The organism is Microbulbifer halophilus (genome assembly GCF_026183675.1).
GTDB classification, from domain to species: domain Bacteria; phylum Pseudomonadota; class Gammaproteobacteria; order Pseudomonadales; family Cellvibrionaceae; genus Microbulbifer; species Microbulbifer halophilus.
The window spans coordinates 1-16,706 of the sequence record NZ_JAPIVK010000047.1 but is presented as its reverse complement, the minus strand read 5'-3'; the positions used below and the strand labels follow the sequence as shown (position 1 = coordinate 16,706).

At 56.5% G+C, this 16,706-nt stretch carries 22 protein-coding genes and 1 pseudogene; 20 read left to right on the top strand and 3 right to left on the bottom strand.

The annotated features are described in order from the left end of the window. Positions 1–119 precede the first annotated feature (119 nt). The 3 genes from OQE62_RS17590 (at position 120) to OQE62_RS17580 (ending at position 1,832) form a co-directional block, all read left to right on the top strand. Positions 120–557: a thiol-disulfide oxidoreductase DCC family protein gene (locus OQE62_RS17590; protein ID WP_265723354.1), complete on the top strand. Its 438-nt coding sequence runs from the start codon at positions 120–122 to the stop codon at positions 555–557. Next, entirely contained in the window at positions 550–942 is a 393-nt protein-coding gene (locus tag OQE62_RS17585) for a DoxX-like family protein (RefSeq protein ID WP_265723353.1), read from the top strand. Before OQE62_RS17590 ends, OQE62_RS17585 begins: the two co-directional genes overlap by 8 nt. A 107-nt stretch (positions 943–1,049) precedes the next feature. Then, positions 1,050–1,832: an MBL fold metallo-hydrolase gene (locus OQE62_RS17580; RefSeq protein WP_265723352.1), complete on the top strand. Its 783-nt coding sequence runs from the start codon at positions 1,050–1,052 to the stop codon at positions 1,830–1,832. Positions 1,833–2,312: 480 nt separating this feature from the next. Here OQE62_RS17580 and OQE62_RS17575 read toward each other — a convergent pair whose 3' ends face one another. The 3 genes from OQE62_RS17575 to bufA2 all read right to left on the bottom strand — a co-directional run bounded on the left by OQE62_RS17575 (position 2,313) and on the right by bufA2 (position 4,300). Beyond that, positions 2,313–3,083: an HvfC/BufC N-terminal domain-containing protein gene (locus OQE62_RS17575; RefSeq protein ID WP_265723351.1), complete on the bottom strand. Its 771-nt coding sequence runs from the start codon at positions 3,081–3,083 to the stop codon at positions 2,313–2,315. After that, positions 3,080–3,913, bottom strand: a complete 834-nt coding sequence (gene bufB / locus OQE62_RS17570; protein WP_265723350.1) for an MNIO family bufferin maturase — start codon at positions 3,911–3,913, stop codon at positions 3,080–3,082. The genes OQE62_RS17575 and bufB overlap by 4 nt, the downstream gene beginning before the upstream one ends. A gap of 96 nt (positions 3,914–4,009) precedes the next feature. Then, complete coding sequence (bufA2, locus tag OQE62_RS17565; protein WP_265723349.1) at positions 4,010–4,300, bottom strand: BufA2 family periplasmic bufferin-type metallophore; 291 nt, start codon at positions 4,298–4,300, stop codon at positions 4,010–4,012. Between the two features lie 188 nt (positions 4,301–4,488). On the opposite strand from bufA2, the gene OQE62_RS17560 reads away from it, so the two are divergent. From OQE62_RS17560 to OQE62_RS17485, 17 genes and pseudogenes are all read left to right on the top strand, one after another. Then, positions 4,489–4,776, top strand: a complete 288-nt coding sequence (locus OQE62_RS17560; RefSeq protein ID WP_265723348.1) for a BufA1 family periplasmic bufferin-type metallophore — start codon at positions 4,489–4,491, stop codon at positions 4,774–4,776. A gap of 32 nt (positions 4,777–4,808) precedes the next feature. After that, complete coding sequence (locus tag OQE62_RS17555; RefSeq protein ID WP_265723347.1) at positions 4,809–5,294, top strand: DoxX family protein; 486 nt, start codon at positions 4,809–4,811, stop codon at positions 5,292–5,294. Next, positions 5,291–5,821 carry a sigma-70 family RNA polymerase sigma factor gene (locus OQE62_RS17550; RefSeq protein WP_265723346.1) on the top strand — a complete coding sequence of 177 codons (531 nt, stop codon included), beginning with the start codon at positions 5,291–5,293 and terminating at the stop codon, positions 5,819–5,821. The genes OQE62_RS17555 and OQE62_RS17550 overlap by 4 nt, the downstream gene beginning before the upstream one ends. Before the next feature lie 2 nt (positions 5,822–5,823). Next, positions 5,824–6,465, top strand: coding sequence for a DUF1109 domain-containing protein (locus OQE62_RS17545; RefSeq protein ID WP_265723345.1), 642 nt, complete (start codon positions 5,824–5,826; stop codon positions 6,463–6,465). A gap of 189 nt (positions 6,466–6,654) precedes the next feature. Then, a complete protein-coding gene (locus OQE62_RS17540; RefSeq protein WP_265723344.1) occupies positions 6,655–7,272 on the top strand; it encodes a LysE family translocator in 618 nt (205 codons plus the stop codon). A gap of 92 nt (positions 7,273–7,364) precedes the next feature. Beyond that, positions 7,365–7,826: a hypothetical protein gene (locus OQE62_RS17535; RefSeq protein WP_265723343.1), complete on the top strand. Its 462-nt coding sequence runs from the start codon at positions 7,365–7,367 to the stop codon at positions 7,824–7,826. A gap of 133 nt (positions 7,827–7,959) precedes the next feature. Beyond that, positions 7,960–8,577, top strand: a complete 618-nt coding sequence (locus tag OQE62_RS17530; RefSeq protein ID WP_265723342.1) for a LysE family translocator — start codon at positions 7,960–7,962, stop codon at positions 8,575–8,577. Between the two features lie 99 nt (positions 8,578–8,676). Further along, on the top strand, positions 8,677–9,075 hold the full coding sequence (locus OQE62_RS17525; protein WP_265723341.1) for a VOC family protein: 399 nt from the start codon (positions 8,677–8,679) through the stop codon (positions 9,073–9,075). Between the two features lie 209 nt (positions 9,076–9,284). After that, positions 9,285–9,872 (top strand): GNAT family N-acetyltransferase, encoded by a 588-nt coding sequence (locus OQE62_RS17520; protein WP_265723340.1) that lies wholly within the window; start codon positions 9,285–9,287, stop codon positions 9,870–9,872. Positions 9,873–10,056: 184 nt separating this feature from the next. Beyond that, positions 10,057–10,536, top strand: coding sequence for a VOC family protein (locus OQE62_RS17515; RefSeq protein ID WP_265723339.1), 480 nt, complete (start codon positions 10,057–10,059; stop codon positions 10,534–10,536). A 111-nt stretch (positions 10,537–10,647) separates the two neighbouring features. Continuing rightward, entirely contained in the window at positions 10,648–11,127 is a 480-nt protein-coding gene (locus OQE62_RS17510; RefSeq protein ID WP_265723338.1) for a GNAT family N-acetyltransferase, read from the top strand. A gap of 104 nt (positions 11,128–11,231) precedes the next feature. Next, positions 11,232–11,357, top strand: coding sequence for a spore coat protein U domain-containing protein (locus OQE62_RS19530; protein WP_377535936.1), 126 nt, complete (start codon positions 11,232–11,234; stop codon positions 11,355–11,357). Between the two features lie 286 nt (positions 11,358–11,643). Beyond that, positions 11,644–13,698, top strand: coding sequence for a hypothetical protein (locus tag OQE62_RS17505; protein WP_265723337.1), 2,055 nt, complete (start codon positions 11,644–11,646; stop codon positions 13,696–13,698). Beyond that, complete coding sequence (locus OQE62_RS17500; protein WP_265723336.1) at positions 13,695–14,942, top strand: hypothetical protein; 1,248 nt, start codon at positions 13,695–13,697, stop codon at positions 14,940–14,942. Before OQE62_RS17505 ends, OQE62_RS17500 begins: the two co-directional genes overlap by 4 nt. 14 nt (positions 14,943–14,956) lie before the next feature. Continuing rightward, the gene (locus tag OQE62_RS17495; RefSeq protein ID WP_265723335.1) at positions 14,957–15,520 is read left to right on the top strand and encodes a sigma-70 family RNA polymerase sigma factor; all 564 of its coding nucleotides are present in this window, start codon (positions 14,957–14,959) and stop codon (positions 15,518–15,520) included. Further along, positions 15,517–16,128 (top strand): hypothetical protein, encoded by a 612-nt coding sequence (locus OQE62_RS17490; protein ID WP_265723334.1) that lies wholly within the window; start codon positions 15,517–15,519, stop codon positions 16,126–16,128. The genes OQE62_RS17495 and OQE62_RS17490 overlap by 4 nt, the downstream gene beginning before the upstream one ends. A 32-nt stretch (positions 16,129–16,160) precedes the next feature. Beyond that, a pseudogene (locus OQE62_RS17485) lies at positions 16,161–16,706 on the top strand (hypothetical protein); the annotation flags it as partial.

Below are 16,706 nucleotides of genomic sequence, written 5' to 3'. Positions count from 1 at the left end.
TACTATTTATGGTCCGTCAGGCGACCAAAAATAACTAGGCTAGGCTGATGGGTGGTTTATGCAACGCGCTTCACGCTAAAAGCGCTCCAACCACAGAAGCTGGCAACGTTAGCTTATTTATGAATCAACAATCGCAAATCGCACCAGGTGTGGCAGTCGGAGATCGGGTAGTCCTTTTTGATGGGGTATGCCGGTTGTGTTCGGTTTGGGCACGCTTTCTTATCAAGTTTGACAGAAAGCGCCAATTCAAGTTGGCAACCGTTCAGTCACCGGAAGGTAAGGCCATTCTGCAATGGCACAGTTTTCCAACCGATCACTACGAAACCATGCTCCTGGTTGAAGGGGTGAATATTTATACTAAATCGTCAGCATTTTTTAGAGTGATGCAGCGATTGCCGTGGCCTTGGCCAATCATGTGCATCGGCTGGGCGGTGCCTTCGATTATTCGGGATTGGCTTTACGATCGTGTCGCACTGAATCGTTACAGGCTATTCGGTCGCTACGAGGCCTGTGTTATTCCGAATAAAGATCACAATTCAAGGTTCTTGGGTGAGTAGTACATTTTTAAGTTATGCAGTTTGCCGGGGCACTATCGCCTTTATTTGGTTTTATCATGGCTTGGTTCCAAAGTTGCTCTATCTGCATGAGGATGAGCTGGCAATGAGTATGGCTACCGGTCTCTCAAGGGCCGTTGCAGAACAGTTGGCAATAATTGGTGGAGCGTTAGAGATCGGAATGTCCGTTGTTCTTCTGTTATTTTGGCGCCAACGTTGGCCTTTGCTCCTAACAGCAGTGGTAATGTTTGGATTGCTGGCGTTTGTGGCTATGTTCCAGCCTGTGCTGCTAGGTGCTGCATTCAACCCTGTGACAACCAACATTGCTGTGATGGCACTCTCAGTCGTCGGTTTGCACTTTCAGCGCCTAGTGGCGAGAGAAACTTAGTGTCAAGTTTTAACCGCGATAATTAGGACGCTCGCAAGATCGCGCCTATTACGTGGGCATTACACATCGCAATAGAATATAAATACTGAGTATAAAAAGGATTATCCGTGAAGATTACATTATTCTTTATCGCCATTATCTACTCAACAATGACCTTGGCAAATTCGGGGAGTATTTTGGCAACCGAACTGTCCAAGGAAGCATTTATTCTGAAATCTATCGATTACGGAACAAATATTGGGCTGTTCAAAACTACAAAGGGAATTGTTTTAGTAGATCCTATGCCCGGGAGTAAAAACCTGGATACTTTAAACAATGCTGTAAAAGACCTTTATGGTGAACCTGTAAAATTTATATTAAATACGCACGAACACAGTGATCATTCAGGTGGAAACGCTTATTTTGTCGAGAAAGGAGGTATACTTCTTGATGATGCAGGCAATTTCACAGAAATTCACGGACTGTTGGCCAAATCTCATACAGTTGAGGATAAAGTTTTTTTCCACAAAAAAAGTAACAGTATTTTTGCTGGTGATATTTATGACACCAGCTGGCATCCAACATTTTATGCTGGAGGGTTATCCGGGTTTAACAATACAATTGAAGCAATTTTAAAGCTAGGTAATGAAGAAAGTATCATTGTCCCTGGACACGGTAAACCGACGAGCAAAGCCGAACTCAGACTATTTCGGGAAAACACTTCAGATTGGGTGTCAAGAGTAAAAAAGTTGAAGAACGATGGTATGACGGCCATAGAAATAAAGAATGATGCGCAAATAAAAATTATTCTGGAAAGGTTTAACGTGGAGAAAAGAACCGATTTTATACCAGATAATGCATTTGTCCGTTTTATCGAAAGAACATTATCAGTGATTGAGAAGGGCGTGTAACGTCTTTGTCGATGGCTCGTATCTCCGCGTGGCTTTTACGCTTGGGTAGACCGCCAGGCATTCCAGCGATATCACGATGATCGGGAGCTGCTAAAGGTTATCTCGGAAGTCTACTGGAAGAGTAAAGGCCGTTACGGCAGCCCTAGGGTGCATGCGTGCCATTGCCTGGATTGCCAGCGTGGAGCGGGAGCGCGTTTGGGCTGCATGCCATACTGCCTGGGTCGATGCTGATGTTCAGCGGGGAAGCTTCCCGGTTTACGTTGGATGGGGCGGAGGCGATGCCCTTGGAATAGATTGCCGTCCTTGCAGAAATCACGTCCACTTTCGGGCGAATTTCTCGCCACTCCTAACGACCGAGATTAGGGCGCAAGGCTGCCGGACAATATCAGCACGCCGCCCGATGGTTTCGAGGCCGATTGCTGCTGGGGAGGCGCCGCTCGGAGCGCATTTTGCATACGATTACGTTTGGGGGGCGTTCCGTTATCGTATCCCACAAATTAGCCCCTGCGAAAGCCAGTGACCCAGCATTTGCCCGGCTTCGATGACCGCTGTGTCCTCGCCGAGTTCGCCAACCAAAGTCGCACAGGTATCGCCCCAGGTTGCGCCGTTTTCCAGTGCGGCGAGCATGTGCGCTTCGATGTCGGGTTTCAGGACGAAAACGGGGCGTTCGCCTTGGCGCCAGACAAGGGCGTGATGGGGTGTTTCGAGCGAGAGGATGGTGGGCTCTTCGCCGGCGCCGCTCAACGATGGCCAAAGTCGCGACAGGTCGTGGCATACCGGTGCCAGCGCTAGCCCCGGGGCGAAAACCAAGCGCAGGTCTTCCCAATTCGTATCGACGACGGACGCGCAAATTCTTGTAAAGGCCTGTGCGCTAAGAGGGGCGGCATCGCGAGCCACGAAGGCCCGGTGCATCGCCCATTCAAGCCAGGCGATCTCGGCGACCTCGGGATCCTTGGCGAAGAGCTGCTTGCACGTTTCGTCGAACCCTTCGCCGGCCATGTCGAGCGTCCAACTGGAGGGCGGATTGACAATGACATGGTGCGTCGCAGCGCGGCGAAATGCACTTTCGCCAACCAGCCTCTGGGTCCGCTCGAAAGTTGATCGCAACGCCTCGACGGTCGCAGTGCGATAGTTGTTGCGATATATGGCGAGGCCCGCAGCGTGACGACCGTTCCAGTCAGCGGGGAGCATCCGTTCCTCGTCAAGCAATCGGGCCATGAAACTGCGTTGTTGCTCGACCAGCGCGTTCATGCCGGAACCTCGAGGTCTGTAGCAGCAATCGTGCGTGCGCGATCCAGCTCGGCCAGCAGCTCGGGCAAGGCCGGGATGCGATCGTCGCGTTCCAGCATGGTCGCCACCGGGCCGCACAAGGCAACGGCTTCGGCATAGAGAGCCCAGACTTCTGCGCAGACCTCGCGATCGTGCGTGTCGATCACGATCGCGCCGGGCGCGTGTCCGGCCAAGTGTATCTGCCGCACGCGCTCCAGCGGTAGTCCGGCAATGTATTCGGTGGTGTCAAAGCCGTGATTTTGCGCGCTGACATAGACGTTGTTGACATCGAGCAGCAGGTAGCATCCCGTGCGACGCACCACCGCTGCAAGGAAGTCCCATTCGGTCATCTCGTCGTCCGGGAATGTCATGTAGCTGGATGGGTTTTCCAACAACATCGCGCGGCCAAGCGCTTCTTGCGCCCGGTCGATGTTGTCGCAGACGATATCGAGCGCACCGTTCGTCAGCGGCAGGGGTAGAAGGTCGTGGCTGTTGTGGGCGCTGGTGCGAGTCCAGCACAGGTGGTCCGAGACCCAGAGCGGCTCAATCAGTCCGGCCAATGCCTTGAGGCGCGCAAGATAGTCCTCGTCCAGCCCATGTGCCGAACCGATCGACATCGAGACGCCGTGCAAGATTACAGGATGCTTCGCGCGAACCTGTTCAAGCACGCGCAGCGGCTTGCCGCCCTCGACCATGTAATTTTCGGAAATCACTTCGACAAAATCCACTGGCACGGCGCCTTCGAGAAAATCGGCATAGTGCGCGCGGCGCAGACCGAGACCAAAACCGTGAAACGGGGCGATGTCGCTCATGGCACAAACTCCAGATGAAGGGGAGCGGCCCGGCGCGGATCGTTACGAAGTGGAACAGCGTGTCGCGCCAGGCCGCCTTTGGGGGAAAGGGGTGGATTAGCGAAGATCGCCGATGGTGCCGTCCTTGCTCAGGCATTCACCCGCGCTCAGCTCCTTGAATCCGTGGCCCGAACACTCGTTCTGGCCCTTGCAGGCATTTTCCGTGGTCGCGCAGTCGGCCTGCCCCTTGCAGCTGTGGATGCCGTAACAGTGCACGGTATCTTCGGCGCTTACAGCGCGACCGGTGCTACCTGCGGGTGCTTCAGCGGCCAGGGCTGCGAACGAACTCAGTGCAAAGCCTACTGCGGCTGCGGCGGTAGTGGTTCTGCGGGTGGTGGTGGTGTTCATAGTATCGATTCCTCTCGTGAATGCAGTGTGCGGAATGCACAGAGGAGGTTTCGCTGCTGGGCCGCGACCGGTTACATCGATTTTTTTGCCGGTCGTGTAACGCCCTGCCGATGGTGCACGAATGAAGGGGCAGACCCGGCGCAGAGGCCGGGACGCGCAACCCCCCCTTTCATTCGGAGACAACAGTCATGAACCTACAATCGATTTCCCGCATCGCAGGCCTGGCCTTGACCACCGGTATTGCCGCCGGTCTCGCCACAACCCCCGCAGCCGCCCAAGATCGCCCGCAGATGGAGAAATGTTACGGTGTCGCCAAGGCCGGCGAGAATGACTGTGCGGCAGGCCCCGGCACGAGTTGCGCCGGCACTTCGACCCACGACTATCAGGGCAATGCCTGGAAGCTCGTGAAGGCGGGCACCTGCGAGAAGATCAGCACGCCCAAGGGCAAGGGCTCGCTCACCCCGATCGACCGCTGAGCGGCCCTGGCCAGATCCACGCGAGGTGACCCATGCACAAGCTTCTTTCCCTCTACGGCCGCCTGACCACCATCCTGGCCTCGCACTTGCCAAAGGGATTGGTACTCCTGGTCACCCGCGTGGCGCTGGCAGGCATCTTCTGGCGCTCGGGCCGAACGAAAATTGAGGAGGGGACTGCGCTCTCCGTCAGTGACAATGCGATCTTTCTTTTCGAATATGAATATACCGGGTTGCCGCTACCGCCCGATATTGCGGCGCCAATGGCAACTTATGCCGAGCACGTCTTCCCCGTGCTGCTGGTGGTTGGCTTGTTCACGCGTTTTTCGGCGCTGATACTGCTGTCGATGACGATGGTGATCCAGGTCTTCGTCTATCCCGAAGCCTGGTGGAACACGCACATCGCTTGGGCAGCACTCGCGGGAGTCCTGATCACGAATGGGGGCGGAATGCTCTCGCTCGACTACCAATTCGCCGCAGCACGAGCTACCGATAGCGGGCCGCAAGAGGACCTGGGATGATTGCTGATGAAGCCTCGATGGCGCGAATGATGACCGCCTCGCAAAACGGCGATCGGGAAATCTACCGCGCCCTCCTCGCCGAAATACAGTTGTGGCTGGAGCAATTCTTCCGAAAGCGTGTCCCGCCGGCCCACCTCGACGATCTGGTGCAGGAGGTGATGATAGCGGTCCATGCCAAGCGCGCCACCTGGGACCCGTCTCGCCCCTTCTATCCCTTGCTCGCGGCCATCGCCCGCTATCGCTGGGTCGACCATTTGCGCAAAGTCTACCGCTCGGCTGAAGACGAACTGGGTGACCGCGACGCGCCCGAGGACAGTAAGGAGGAGGCGGTGATGGCGCGCATGAGCCTGGACCGGCTCTTCGTGCACTTGCCCGACAGGCAGGTGGAAGTCATTAATCTCGTCAAGATCGAGGGGCTTTCCATCGCCGAAGCCTCCGCCAGAACCGGCCAGAGTGAAAGCTTGGTGAAAGTGAACATCCATCGCGGGCTCAAGAGATTGTCCGCCCTCGTAGAAAAGGCAGAGTGACAATGAATCGGGTTCCCAATCCGCTGATCGACGAGCTGGCGGGAGATCTCGTCCCTGTCCGCCCGATTAGCCTTGCTCGCGGCGTAGCGCTGGTAGCGCTCGCCGCTATCGCCACAGTGGTTGCAGTCGAACTCTTCCACGGTTTGTGGCGCGGCGCCTTCTCCGGACAGGCTTCGGGGTTTTTCTTCATTGCCAATGGAATGCTGGGCCTCCTGGGCGCAGCTTCGGCACTCGCCGTGCTGCGCATGGCCAGTCCGCGCGTGGGCAACGGTCACGAAGGAGCACGCTGGTCTGCTGCCATGTTGGGCCTGCTACCGATATCGGCGCTTCTCGTGCTGGGCTTCGATGGCCTCACGAGCGAACTGACCCATGATGTCGAGGGCTTCCATTGCTTTCTGGCCGGCTCCGGCTTCAGTCTGCTGACTGCGGGCGCGCTGGTTCTATGGTTGCGCAGCGGGGCGCCGGTCTCGATCGGTTCGGCCAGCCTCTACACGGGCATCGCATCGGGTGCGATCGGAAGTTTCGCATACGGAATGGCCTGTCCGATTGACACGATGGGCCATCTCGGCATCTGGCATGTAGCGCCGGTCGCGCTTTGTGCACTTGTCGGAAAGCTCGTCATTCCACGCCTGGTTAGATGGTAGGCTCGACATGTCATGACGCTGTTCCCCCAAGTTGGGGGAGAGGCGGTGAGAGAAACCGGGACAGATCTATAGACCCGTCAAGCTAGCGAAAACAGTTTTACCCCCTTCTCCTCTCCACTCCCGCCGCCTAAACTTAGGTGCGGCTGATTGCGACGTTATGCCACCCTTTAAGGGAAAAGGAAACTTAATATGATTTCTGTAGGATTTTTACTCACTTCTCTAGTCGTAGTCCTAATTCCGGGAACAGGTGTTTTGTATACCGTCGCAACAGGACTTTTCGTAGGAAAACGTGCCAGTTTATTTGCGGCATTCGGTTGCACCCTTGGTATAATCCCTGCTCTCTTAGCCAGCGCTTTTGGCCTTTCAGCTATATTTCATACCAGTGCACTTGCTTTTCAGGCTGTAAAGTATGTTGGTGCTGCATATTTGCTTTATCTTGCGTGGCAAATGTGGCGGTCTTCTGGTTCACTCTCTGTGAACAACGAGAAATCAGGTACGAAATACACTGGAATTATTCTAAAAGGTTTTTTACTCAATATCTTAAATCCTAAACTCTCTATATTCTTTTTGGCTTTCTTGCCACAGTTTATCCCTGGCACAGTCGATAACGTTCTAGTTAGGATGCTGACGCTCGGACTTGTGTTCATGCTGATGACCTTTTCTGTATTTATTTTGTACGGTTTTATCTCAGGCTATTTCAGTGAATTCATTGTAAAGTCGAAAAAAGCCAGTATCACCATGCAGAAAATCTTTGCTACAAGTTTTGCTGCTCTTGGACTTAAGTTGGCTTTTAGTGAGCGGGTATAGCAAATGCAGGCATGGCGGCGCCATTATATTGCACCTTCGGTTCCATTCTATGGGCGCACATGCTGCAAATCTTATGAGTCAAGGAAAATTTGATGAGAACACTTAGTTTCATAACTTTATTTGTATCATTGTTTGGATGCGCTCAAGGTAGAGTTGATGTGTTGGATCATGATGGAAATGTAGTCGGGTATTGCTCGGCTGATTTTAATTTCCATTGGTATGGCGCGCAGGATTCTGTTAATTATATTCTTTACTTGTGCGCTAAAGAAAACATAGATAAAGCTTTTAGAATATCTGATGAATCTATTCTGGCTGATGATTACACAATCCCAGAAGCGCCAGAAGGAAGAATGTGGAGTAAAAAGTTAGCTAAAAAGCAGTTCTCCAAAGATCTTATTTCAGAAGAAAAATTAGGTTACATACTGGCCTCTGTGGAGTTTCAGTATTGGGCCAAATTGCAGGAAGCGAAAGACGATTTGTCTCGTTCAGCTATAACCAAAGAAGAGTATGAAAAACTCGTAGAAAAAGCAAATTCGGAGTTTGAGGGGGTATAGACACATAACCATGCGCTGCTGAGAGAAAGCCCGCTATATTTTATTTTTGTATGGATCGCTACACTCGCATTCTCACACAAAATCTTCCTATAGAGGGCTGCCCAGATCGCAATATTAAAGCCTGGAAATCACTATGAGTTTCGTCGAAGTATTAGCTCTGTTTACAGCAATGGCAGCTTTAGCGCTAGTTCCCAGCACTAGCGTCGCCTTGATCGTTGCTCGCTCTTCCTCTGCAGGATTCTCAAACGGTAGTGCTGTTGCGGCGGGAATTGTAGTCGGTGATCTTGTCTTTGTGTTTCTAGCTGTTTTAGGAATGGCCGCGTTGGCAGAAGTGTTGGGCAGCTTTTTCTTGATCCTGAGGTATTTGGCTGGCGCGTATCTGATCTGGTTTGGTATAAGCCTCATGAGATCGAAACCCTTATTGCCGTTGGAGTACTCTGGCCGATCAGTATCAAAATTATCGGCAAGCTTTCTTTCTGGATTGCTTATCACTATCGGTGATATAAAGGCTATATTTTTCTACGCGAGCTTGTTCCCCGCTTTTGTTGATTTGGCCACTATCAGGGCATTGGATATAGCAGTAATTGCGATGATGACGGCAGCCACAGTTGGTGGTGTAAAATTGGGCTATGCCTATTTTGCAAGTGGCGTTGCATCATTTGCTACTACCCTTAGAGCAGAGCGAACAGTTAAGGTTGCGACTGGTAGCTTAATGGTTGGGGCAGGATCGTATCTGATAGCAAAGGCGTGACAATCGTTTGTACAGCGGACGATTTTCCGTCGCTTCGCGACTCCAAGCCGGCGCGTGGGGCGAGCGTTATACATATTTAGAAGCTTGATAGGAGGAGTCATGATCTCTTTTGGAAGGATGGTCATTCTTGTTAAAGGCTATGAGGATGCGCTGAGTTTTTATGTTGAGAAGCTTGGCCTGGAACTGTCGACGGATGTTGAGGCGGGGGAGCGTCGTTTCATCCATTTGACCTTTCCACGTCAAAAGGATGCAGGTGTCTGGCTTTTGAAAGCTGAAACAGAAAGGGATTTAGCTGCTGTTGGTCGACAGGCAGGCGATCAGCCTATCGGTGTCCTCTATACTGATAGCTTTTACGATGAGTTTGATCGACTCCAAGGGATGGGTGTTCGGTTCTTGGAGCAGCCGGTAGAGGCTGAAGGGGCAATATCTGCTCATTTCTCAGACCTATATGGAAACAAATTGGTACTTGTTCAGGTAGGAAATGCAGAACCAGTGTAGGTACGGTGACGCCCTTTACATTACGCCTTCGGCTCCATTTCAAGGGTGCGCATGCTGTGAGCGTTAGCACTCCAGCGTTGAGATTGTTAGTCGTGAGGCCTGCGAATGTGGTGAATTGATAAGCCGGATGCGTTAGTCGTGTATGTCCGGATCTTTGGGGCGACGCTAGTCACGCAGTCGTCTACCCGATTATAAAAACGGAGGAATGAATGTCGCAAGAATTATTTTTCCCGGTTATTGAAACCGAACGGTTAACACTGAAACCTTTAGTAGTTGATGACTCGGATAGCCTGCTGGAAATTTTCTCTGATCCTGAGGTTATGCGGTATTGGAATACTGAACCTTGGGTTACAATTCAGGAGTCCCTTGATTTCATTAATGAGGGCAACGATTCGATGCGGCGTCAAGAGTCGATTGTGCTCGGTGTGTATCTGAAGTCTACAGGTGAGTTGGCTGGAAAATGCATGCTGTTTAGCTACGACAAAGAATCCAAACGTGCCGAGATTGGTTTTGGGTTAGGTCGTTCTTGTTGGGGTAAGGGTTATATAAATGAGGCAGGAGAGGCGTTAATTCAGTACGGATTCAATTCCTTGGGACTTCGGAGAATTGAAGCAGAGATCGACCCGGACAACCAGTCTTCAGCGAAAGCGCTAGAGAAACTCGGGTTTTCCCGAGAGGGTCTGCTAAGGCAGCGTTGGGAAGTCAACGGCATCGTCTCCGACTCGGCAATGTATGGAAGACTGGAAAGTGACCATCCAGCACAGCATGACCAGGTAGTGCATGCGTCAAGCGTGTGATTTCGGTGTAATGCTTGTGAGTTCTTCGGAGTATTGCTAAAGTGAGACTGTCGAAAAAGACAGGGCGGTATGGTTAGTCCGTCCGTTTCCCCACAGGGGGAACTCTGTTTGGTTCGCCAAACCCACGACCTTCGCCCAGCGTGCCAATGCATGTTGGGAAGGGTTGTGGTGTATCCTTCCTTTCATGACTTTCTGGCTGGGCGATGTTGAACGTCAACATCTGAAATACGGAGAAAGCATCATGAAACCTCGAATCTCCCTTGTAACGCTTGCTGTCGACAGCCTCGATCGCTCCTTGAATTTTTATCGAGACGGCCTCGGCCTTGCAACGCAGGGCATTGTCGGCGAGGAGTTTGAGCATGGGGCGGTAGCATTCTTTGAGCTCGAATCGAACCTGAAACTGGCTATTTATCCTCGCGAAAGCCTTGGTAAAGATTCTGGTTTACCACTGAAGAACCCGAATCCAACGGAGTTCAGCCTTGCTCACAATGTGTCCTCTAAAGCTGAAGTAGATGAAGTCATGTTACAGGCTGGGAACAGTGGTGCTACCATTGTTAAACCTGCACAAGACACATTCTGGGGTGGTTACGCCGGTTACTTTCAAGACCCCGATGGGCACCTTTGGGAAGTGGCTTATAACCCCGAGTGGACAGTGCCAGAGTAAGGCATGAAAAAGCCGGGCACCGGATGTCAGAAGCGTCGCTCACGCTCCACTTTTGTCATCCGGTGACGGCAGCGTTAAACCCGAAGATCGAACCACGAGTAGGAATCTCTATTGTTGCGAATAAATGAAGTGCCGCCTTCAGAGGCACCGATGGAGCTGCTTCTTGTAGCGGACCCCTCTGAAGATGCGATAAAAAGGTACCTGAATCAGGCAAGGTGTTTCATCGCATATTCCAGGGGTGCGATAGCTGGAGTCTGTGTTGTCAAGCCGATTGCAAGAGGAACGCTGGAATTGATGAACATTGCCGTGTCACCATCGATTCAGCAGAATGGCATTGGAACGCGACTTCTGCAGCATGTTATCGAAAAAGTGAAGGAATCAGGTGCGCGGCGCCTGGAGGTTGGTACTGGCACTTTCGGGCATCAGTTGACCTTCTACCAACGGCAGGGCTTCAGGGTTGAACACATTAGCAAGGACTTCTTCCTGAAGAACTATCCGGAACCAATCATTGAAAATGGAGTTCAGCACAAAGATATGCTCAGACTATCTCTTGAGTTTCCTGACGATAATTCTCACCAACGAACGATTTAACAAGGAAATACACACGACAATCGCATGATTGCGGCATTCTGTGCCAAGTTACCCATGAAAAGCTGCAGCGCTATTAGCAACACCTTCATCCTGCCCGCACCCAGCTGTGGGGCGACACCGCGGGCAGTACGGCTGGCGGTGCCGGCCCGGTATTCGGCCGCGTACCGGCCCAGGGCGCCAAGCCTGAGGGCAGCTATCAGGATGCGATTACTGCGACGCTGACTTTTTAAAGCCTGTTTGAGATCCTCCATGGCTCGACTGCTGTGCCGGGCCGGCCCGGGGGGCAAATCGGGCCATTGACGCTCGAAATATTGTAGAATGGCGTTTATTGCACGGTCGCAGGCAGAGGGATTACAGCCGCAGCGCCGAAAATGATAGATAACAGGCAATATCACCATCGCGAAAGGGACCGCACTGCGCCTCTCCCTTTTTCGCAAAATTTAATAAAAATATTGAACCTACACCGGTCCCGCCGCGACCCACCGGTGACAGAGGTTCCCGCAGAGAGACCACCGGATGGCCGTGTCTGCATTTGGACACCCCAAAGCAATCACCTTGCCGCTGCTGGCCGGCAGTTGGCTGGCATTGGCTGTGCCCGCCGTATGGGCCCAGCCGGAAGCCCGCCTGAGCGCGCCGGCGGGCGATGATTTTTATCGGCCGCGCGAAAAATTGCAGCTGTCCCTGCCCGACGAGTTGGCCATCGGTGGTTCCGGACAACTGAGCTTGGAGCTGGATGGCATGGATGTTTCGGCGCTGGCGGAGTGGCGCGGTACGGAGCTGGTTTACCGGCCGGTACGGCCGCTGGCGGCCGGTGCCCATGAATTGAGGGTGGTGTTTTACGGCCAGCACGGCCGTATCCAGGAGCTGGGTTACTGGACCTTCGAGGTCCGTCACTCGGCGGCGCTGCGGGAACTTCGGGCCAACGGCCAGTTCAACCTGGGCTTCAGCCAGCGCGTCAGCGAGCGCGACCGGGACGGCGGCAGTGACCTGCAGGGCGGCGGCCACCTGGAGTCCGGCCTCAGCGGCGACAACTGGCGGCTGGACAGCAGCCTGGACCTGGTTGCGGTGAACAATAAGGACCTGGCCGTTGCCGGGCGGGAAGTGGATCTGGCCCGCTTTAACCTGCGCGGCGAGTACGGCCGCTATCGGCTGGCGCTGGGAGATCAGCAACTGGCCTCGGCGAGCCTGATCCAGGACGGCTTCGAGCGGCGCGGGCTGTCGACTGCCGCCCGGCTGCCGCTGTGGGACGGCAGCCTGTCGCTGTATCGGGCCGGCAGCCGGCAACAGCCGGGCATCGACGCCGGGCTGGGCACGGACGATGCCGACAATCGCCTGAGCGGCGGCCGCGTGGAGTTCTGGCCCCTGCGCGGTGACAGCGCGCAACTCATGCTGGCGGGAGGGCGCCTGTCCGGCCGCGTCGGCGAATCGGACTACGGCACTCTCTACCCGCAGGAGGCCGCCGGCACCGAGCCAGCGGTAAACGAAGGCGATGCCTGGAACCTGGTCGCGGATGGCCAGTTTTTTCAGCGGCAGCTGCGCCTGCGGTTGGAGAAAGCCGGCAGCGAATACGATTTCGACGGTGTCGACAGTGGCTTTGCAGCCGAGCGGGACAACGCCTGGTCCGCGCTGCTGGTGCTGGACCCGCTGCCGCACAGTGAACTCGATTGGCGCCTGGGCCTGGAATCGAAAAAACTGGGCACCTGGTACCGCAGCCTGGCGAACCGCTACGCACCCGCCGACAGACAGATGGAGCGGGTTTTTTTCGATATCAGCCGGGATAAATGGAGCTGGGACGGCGGTTACGCGCTGGAGAACAACAACCTGTCCCGGAACACCGCCTACGCTATCTCCGAAACCCGGCAGTGGCATCTCAACACCCGCTATACGGATTACGACCTTCCCCAGTGGCCACTGCTCGCCGCTTTGGGGCGGCCGAGTTACACCCTGTCGGTCGAGGGCACCAGGCTGCAGGACCAGTACACGCCGCCGGGGTACCTGGTGAATGATCTGCAGACCCGGCGCTACGCGCTGACGGCGGCCTTTGCCCGCCAGCAACTGCAGTGGTCGGCGGGTTACCACCACGACAGCCTGAAGGATGCCAGCGGCTGGCAACCGGAGACCCGCACCCAGGCGACGCGGCTGGATGCGGGCTGGTACCCGAACCACCGCTACAGTGTCTTTGTCGGCTGGGAGCTGCAACACACCACCTATCCCGATCGGGGAATCAGTACCGATCGCCATATTTACTCTGTCGATGCGAAGGCGGAATTTATCCCGCAACGATTGCGGGGCAACCTTGGTCTCGGCCTGAACGAGACCAGCGCCAGAGACGATCCCTTCTTCGCCCGCTGGGACCAGACCACCTATATCAGCGCCCAACTGAGCTGGCAGATTCGCCAGCCGGATAGCCTGGTGTCGGGGCTGGAGCTGATTTTATCCGCGTCCCGCAACGACTACCGCGACCGACTCTTTCCCTCTACCTTGCCGGCCGATTCGCCCGCCGATGGCTATCAGGCATTTATTGAACTGCGCTCCAGTTTGCCGGTGGCGTATCCGGGAGGACAGCCATGAGCGGATATAGAACAGCCGAGAGTATTTACCGACTCGCCCTTACCTGCGCCCTCGCGCTTGGCGTCGCCGTTTCCGCGGCCGCCCAGGAATTTGAAATCTGCTCCTCCATGCAGCCCTGCTCGGCGCCGCGCGCGGTCACCGTCGGCGTGGAAACCACCCTGCCCATTGTCTGGCGGGGGCGGGGTCATTTCGACCGTTTCGGCCAGGTCACTTCCGAGGTGGGATCTTTTACCGTCGACAACACGGCTTCCCGCGAGCGACTGGGCCTAGTGCGGCAGCCGCTGGTGGAGCGGATAAGCGGATCGGCAGACGGCCAGCCGGTGAATTTCACCCTCAATGAAACCCTCACGGTGCCCGCGGCGGTAAGCCGGCGCGCGGCCGACCGGGGCGCCAGCCAGCTGCTGTATATCCGCCAGTTCAGTATCAACGGTATGCCGGTCTCCGGTGTACAGACCATTCGCCTGTCGGCGCCACTGCCCAATGCCGCGCGCTCGCTGCCCGAGGGGCAGCCGGTCACCGCCAGTGGCCTGATCGTGCGGCAACTGGCGCTGCGCTTTGAGGACGGCACCGCCGTGGCATCGGTGGCACGCAGTGAGCAGCTGCGCGCGCTGGCCGATATCCGCTACGACCGGGCCGGGTTGCTGGAGGCCGTTTGGGAAGTGGCGACACCGTCGACCACCCGCGGGCAGCCGGTGTTTCGCCGGCTGCACAGCGCGCGCGAATATCTGGGCGGCGGCCGCGAAGGGACCCTGCGCAGCCCGGTGTTGCCCACCGACGAAGCGGGGCTCTACCTGTTGAGATTGCGCCTGCTACAGCCTTCGCTGGAGCGGGACCGTATCGATTTGCGCTATCAGGTCAGTGACCGTACGACGGCGGCATCCGCACTGGTGCCGATGCTGCGCGTCAACGGGCCGGCAACCGGAAGAGCGCTCGACAGCGCGACGGAGTTCCGCTGGCGGCCGGTGGCCGGCAGCCATGCCTACCAGCTGGAGTTGTACGACCGGCCGCCGTCGGCAGCGGAGCCGGCTGCGTCGTCCGGGCCCGGTCGCCTGCCTGCGGAAATGGACCGGCCCCCGGCCACGGGCATGCTGTTGCCGGGAAATTCGGATCGCACCCATCTGTCTGCCGGTGTGTTGCACCGTTTGCGGCCGGGGGGCGTTTATTACTGGCGAGTGATCGCGATCAATAGCGATGGCGCCGTTGTGGCCGCCAGCCCGGTTCGGTCGATTCGCGCAGAGGAATAACTCGAACCCAAATTATGGAATATTCAGTAGAGGAAAGTGACGAGCAGTTGCTGCGCACCATGGCGGTGGGCGATACGGAGGCGATGACGGCGTTTTATCGCCGGCACGAATCGCGTGTCTATCGCTACCTGATGTCCAAATTGAACGATTCATTTACTGCCACCGACCTACTGAATGAAGTGATGCTCGAGGTATGGCGCTCGGCGACCCGTTTTGCCGGGCGCGCCAAAGTTACCACCTGGATGCTCGGCATTGCCCACAACAAAGTGCTGAGCCACTGGCGCAAGCAGGGCGTGCGACAGTTCACCGAGCTGGACGACAACCTGGTCGACGACACGCCCGCGGCGGACCTGGAGCAGGCGCTGGCCGCGGTGAAAGACGGCCAGGTGCTGCGCGCCTGCATGCAAAGCCTGTCACCGCCGCACCGGGAAATCCTGCACTTGGTATTTTTTGAGGAACTGGATTATGCGGAGATCGCCAGTATCCTGCAGATTCCCGAGGGCACGGTGAAATCCCGGGTATACCACGCCAAAAACCTGTTGAAGAAGCAACTGGCCAGAGCCATGAGGTCGGCATGAACAAGATGGATGAGCAACTGAATCTGTGGGCCAACGGCAGGCTTGCCGAAGCGGATCGCCGGGAATTGGAGAAGAAAATGGCCGAGGACCCGGCCCTGGCGCGGGAGGCGGAATTTGCAAAGGCGCTGCGGCAGTCGATGCGGGACCAGCCGCTGACACCGCCGGCAGAACTGGGACTGGCCCGGCTGCGCAAAGCGATGCGCGAGGAGCCATCGGCAGCCGAACAGGGCGGGGAACAGAAAGCCGCTACCCAGACGCCAGCGCGCAAGAATTTCTGGAAACCGGTGGCGATTGCAGCCTGCCTGGTAATGGCGCTGCAGGCGGTTCTGCTGCTGGGGCCGGCGCCCTGGCAACGGGGGGCCTCGGTTGATGTGGCTCCGGCAGCGGGCGACACCGCGCCGGCGGCAACGAGGCTGCAGATCGTCTTCGCCCCCTCGGCGACTGCGGCGGATATCCGCGCGGCCGTTCTCAGCGTGAATGGCAGTATCGCCGCCGGGCCCAGCGCCCTGGGAGTGTTTTCACTGGCGTTACCGGAAGACGCTTCGGCCGCGGCGGCGGTGGAAACCCTGCGCGCGCACGGATCTGTGGAAGAGGTGATTGCGCCGTGAGGCCGGCGGCCGGTGGATGGCGCATTACGCTGTTGTCGTTGCTGCTATTGTCGCCCTGGCCGGGGTTCGCGGTCGCGCAAACGGTGGAGAGTGATTCGGCCAGTGAGGCGCGCCGTGAGCCGGCGCCTGCGGAGCGCGCAACGGAGAAAGAGTCGCCCGACGCGCGCGAGGCCCGAAAAAAGTCGGCGGACGCGGCAGCCGAGCGAGCTGACTTGTCGACGCGCGAGCGCGAACGGGATTCAACGCCGGCCCGGGCGGAGGAGGCAAAGCCGCAGCCCGGCGTGGCTCCCGAGCGGCAGCGCGAAGCCGAGCCGACCCCCGAATCCGGTCGCGAGCCCGAATCCGAACCTGAACCTAGCCGCGAGCCTGAATCCAAACCCGCAACCGAAGCCAATCCCGAACCACAGTCTCAGCGGGAGCCCAAGCCCGAAGCGGAACCCGAATCCAGCGCCGAGCTCCCGGAGTCGAGTGCAGCGGACAGCGCCGCAGCGGAAACGCCGCAAGAACCCGAGCAGAAACCCGAACAGGAGCCCGAGCCGGCCCGCCCGCCGATGCGGCGCGGCGGCAGCCTGCTGGGG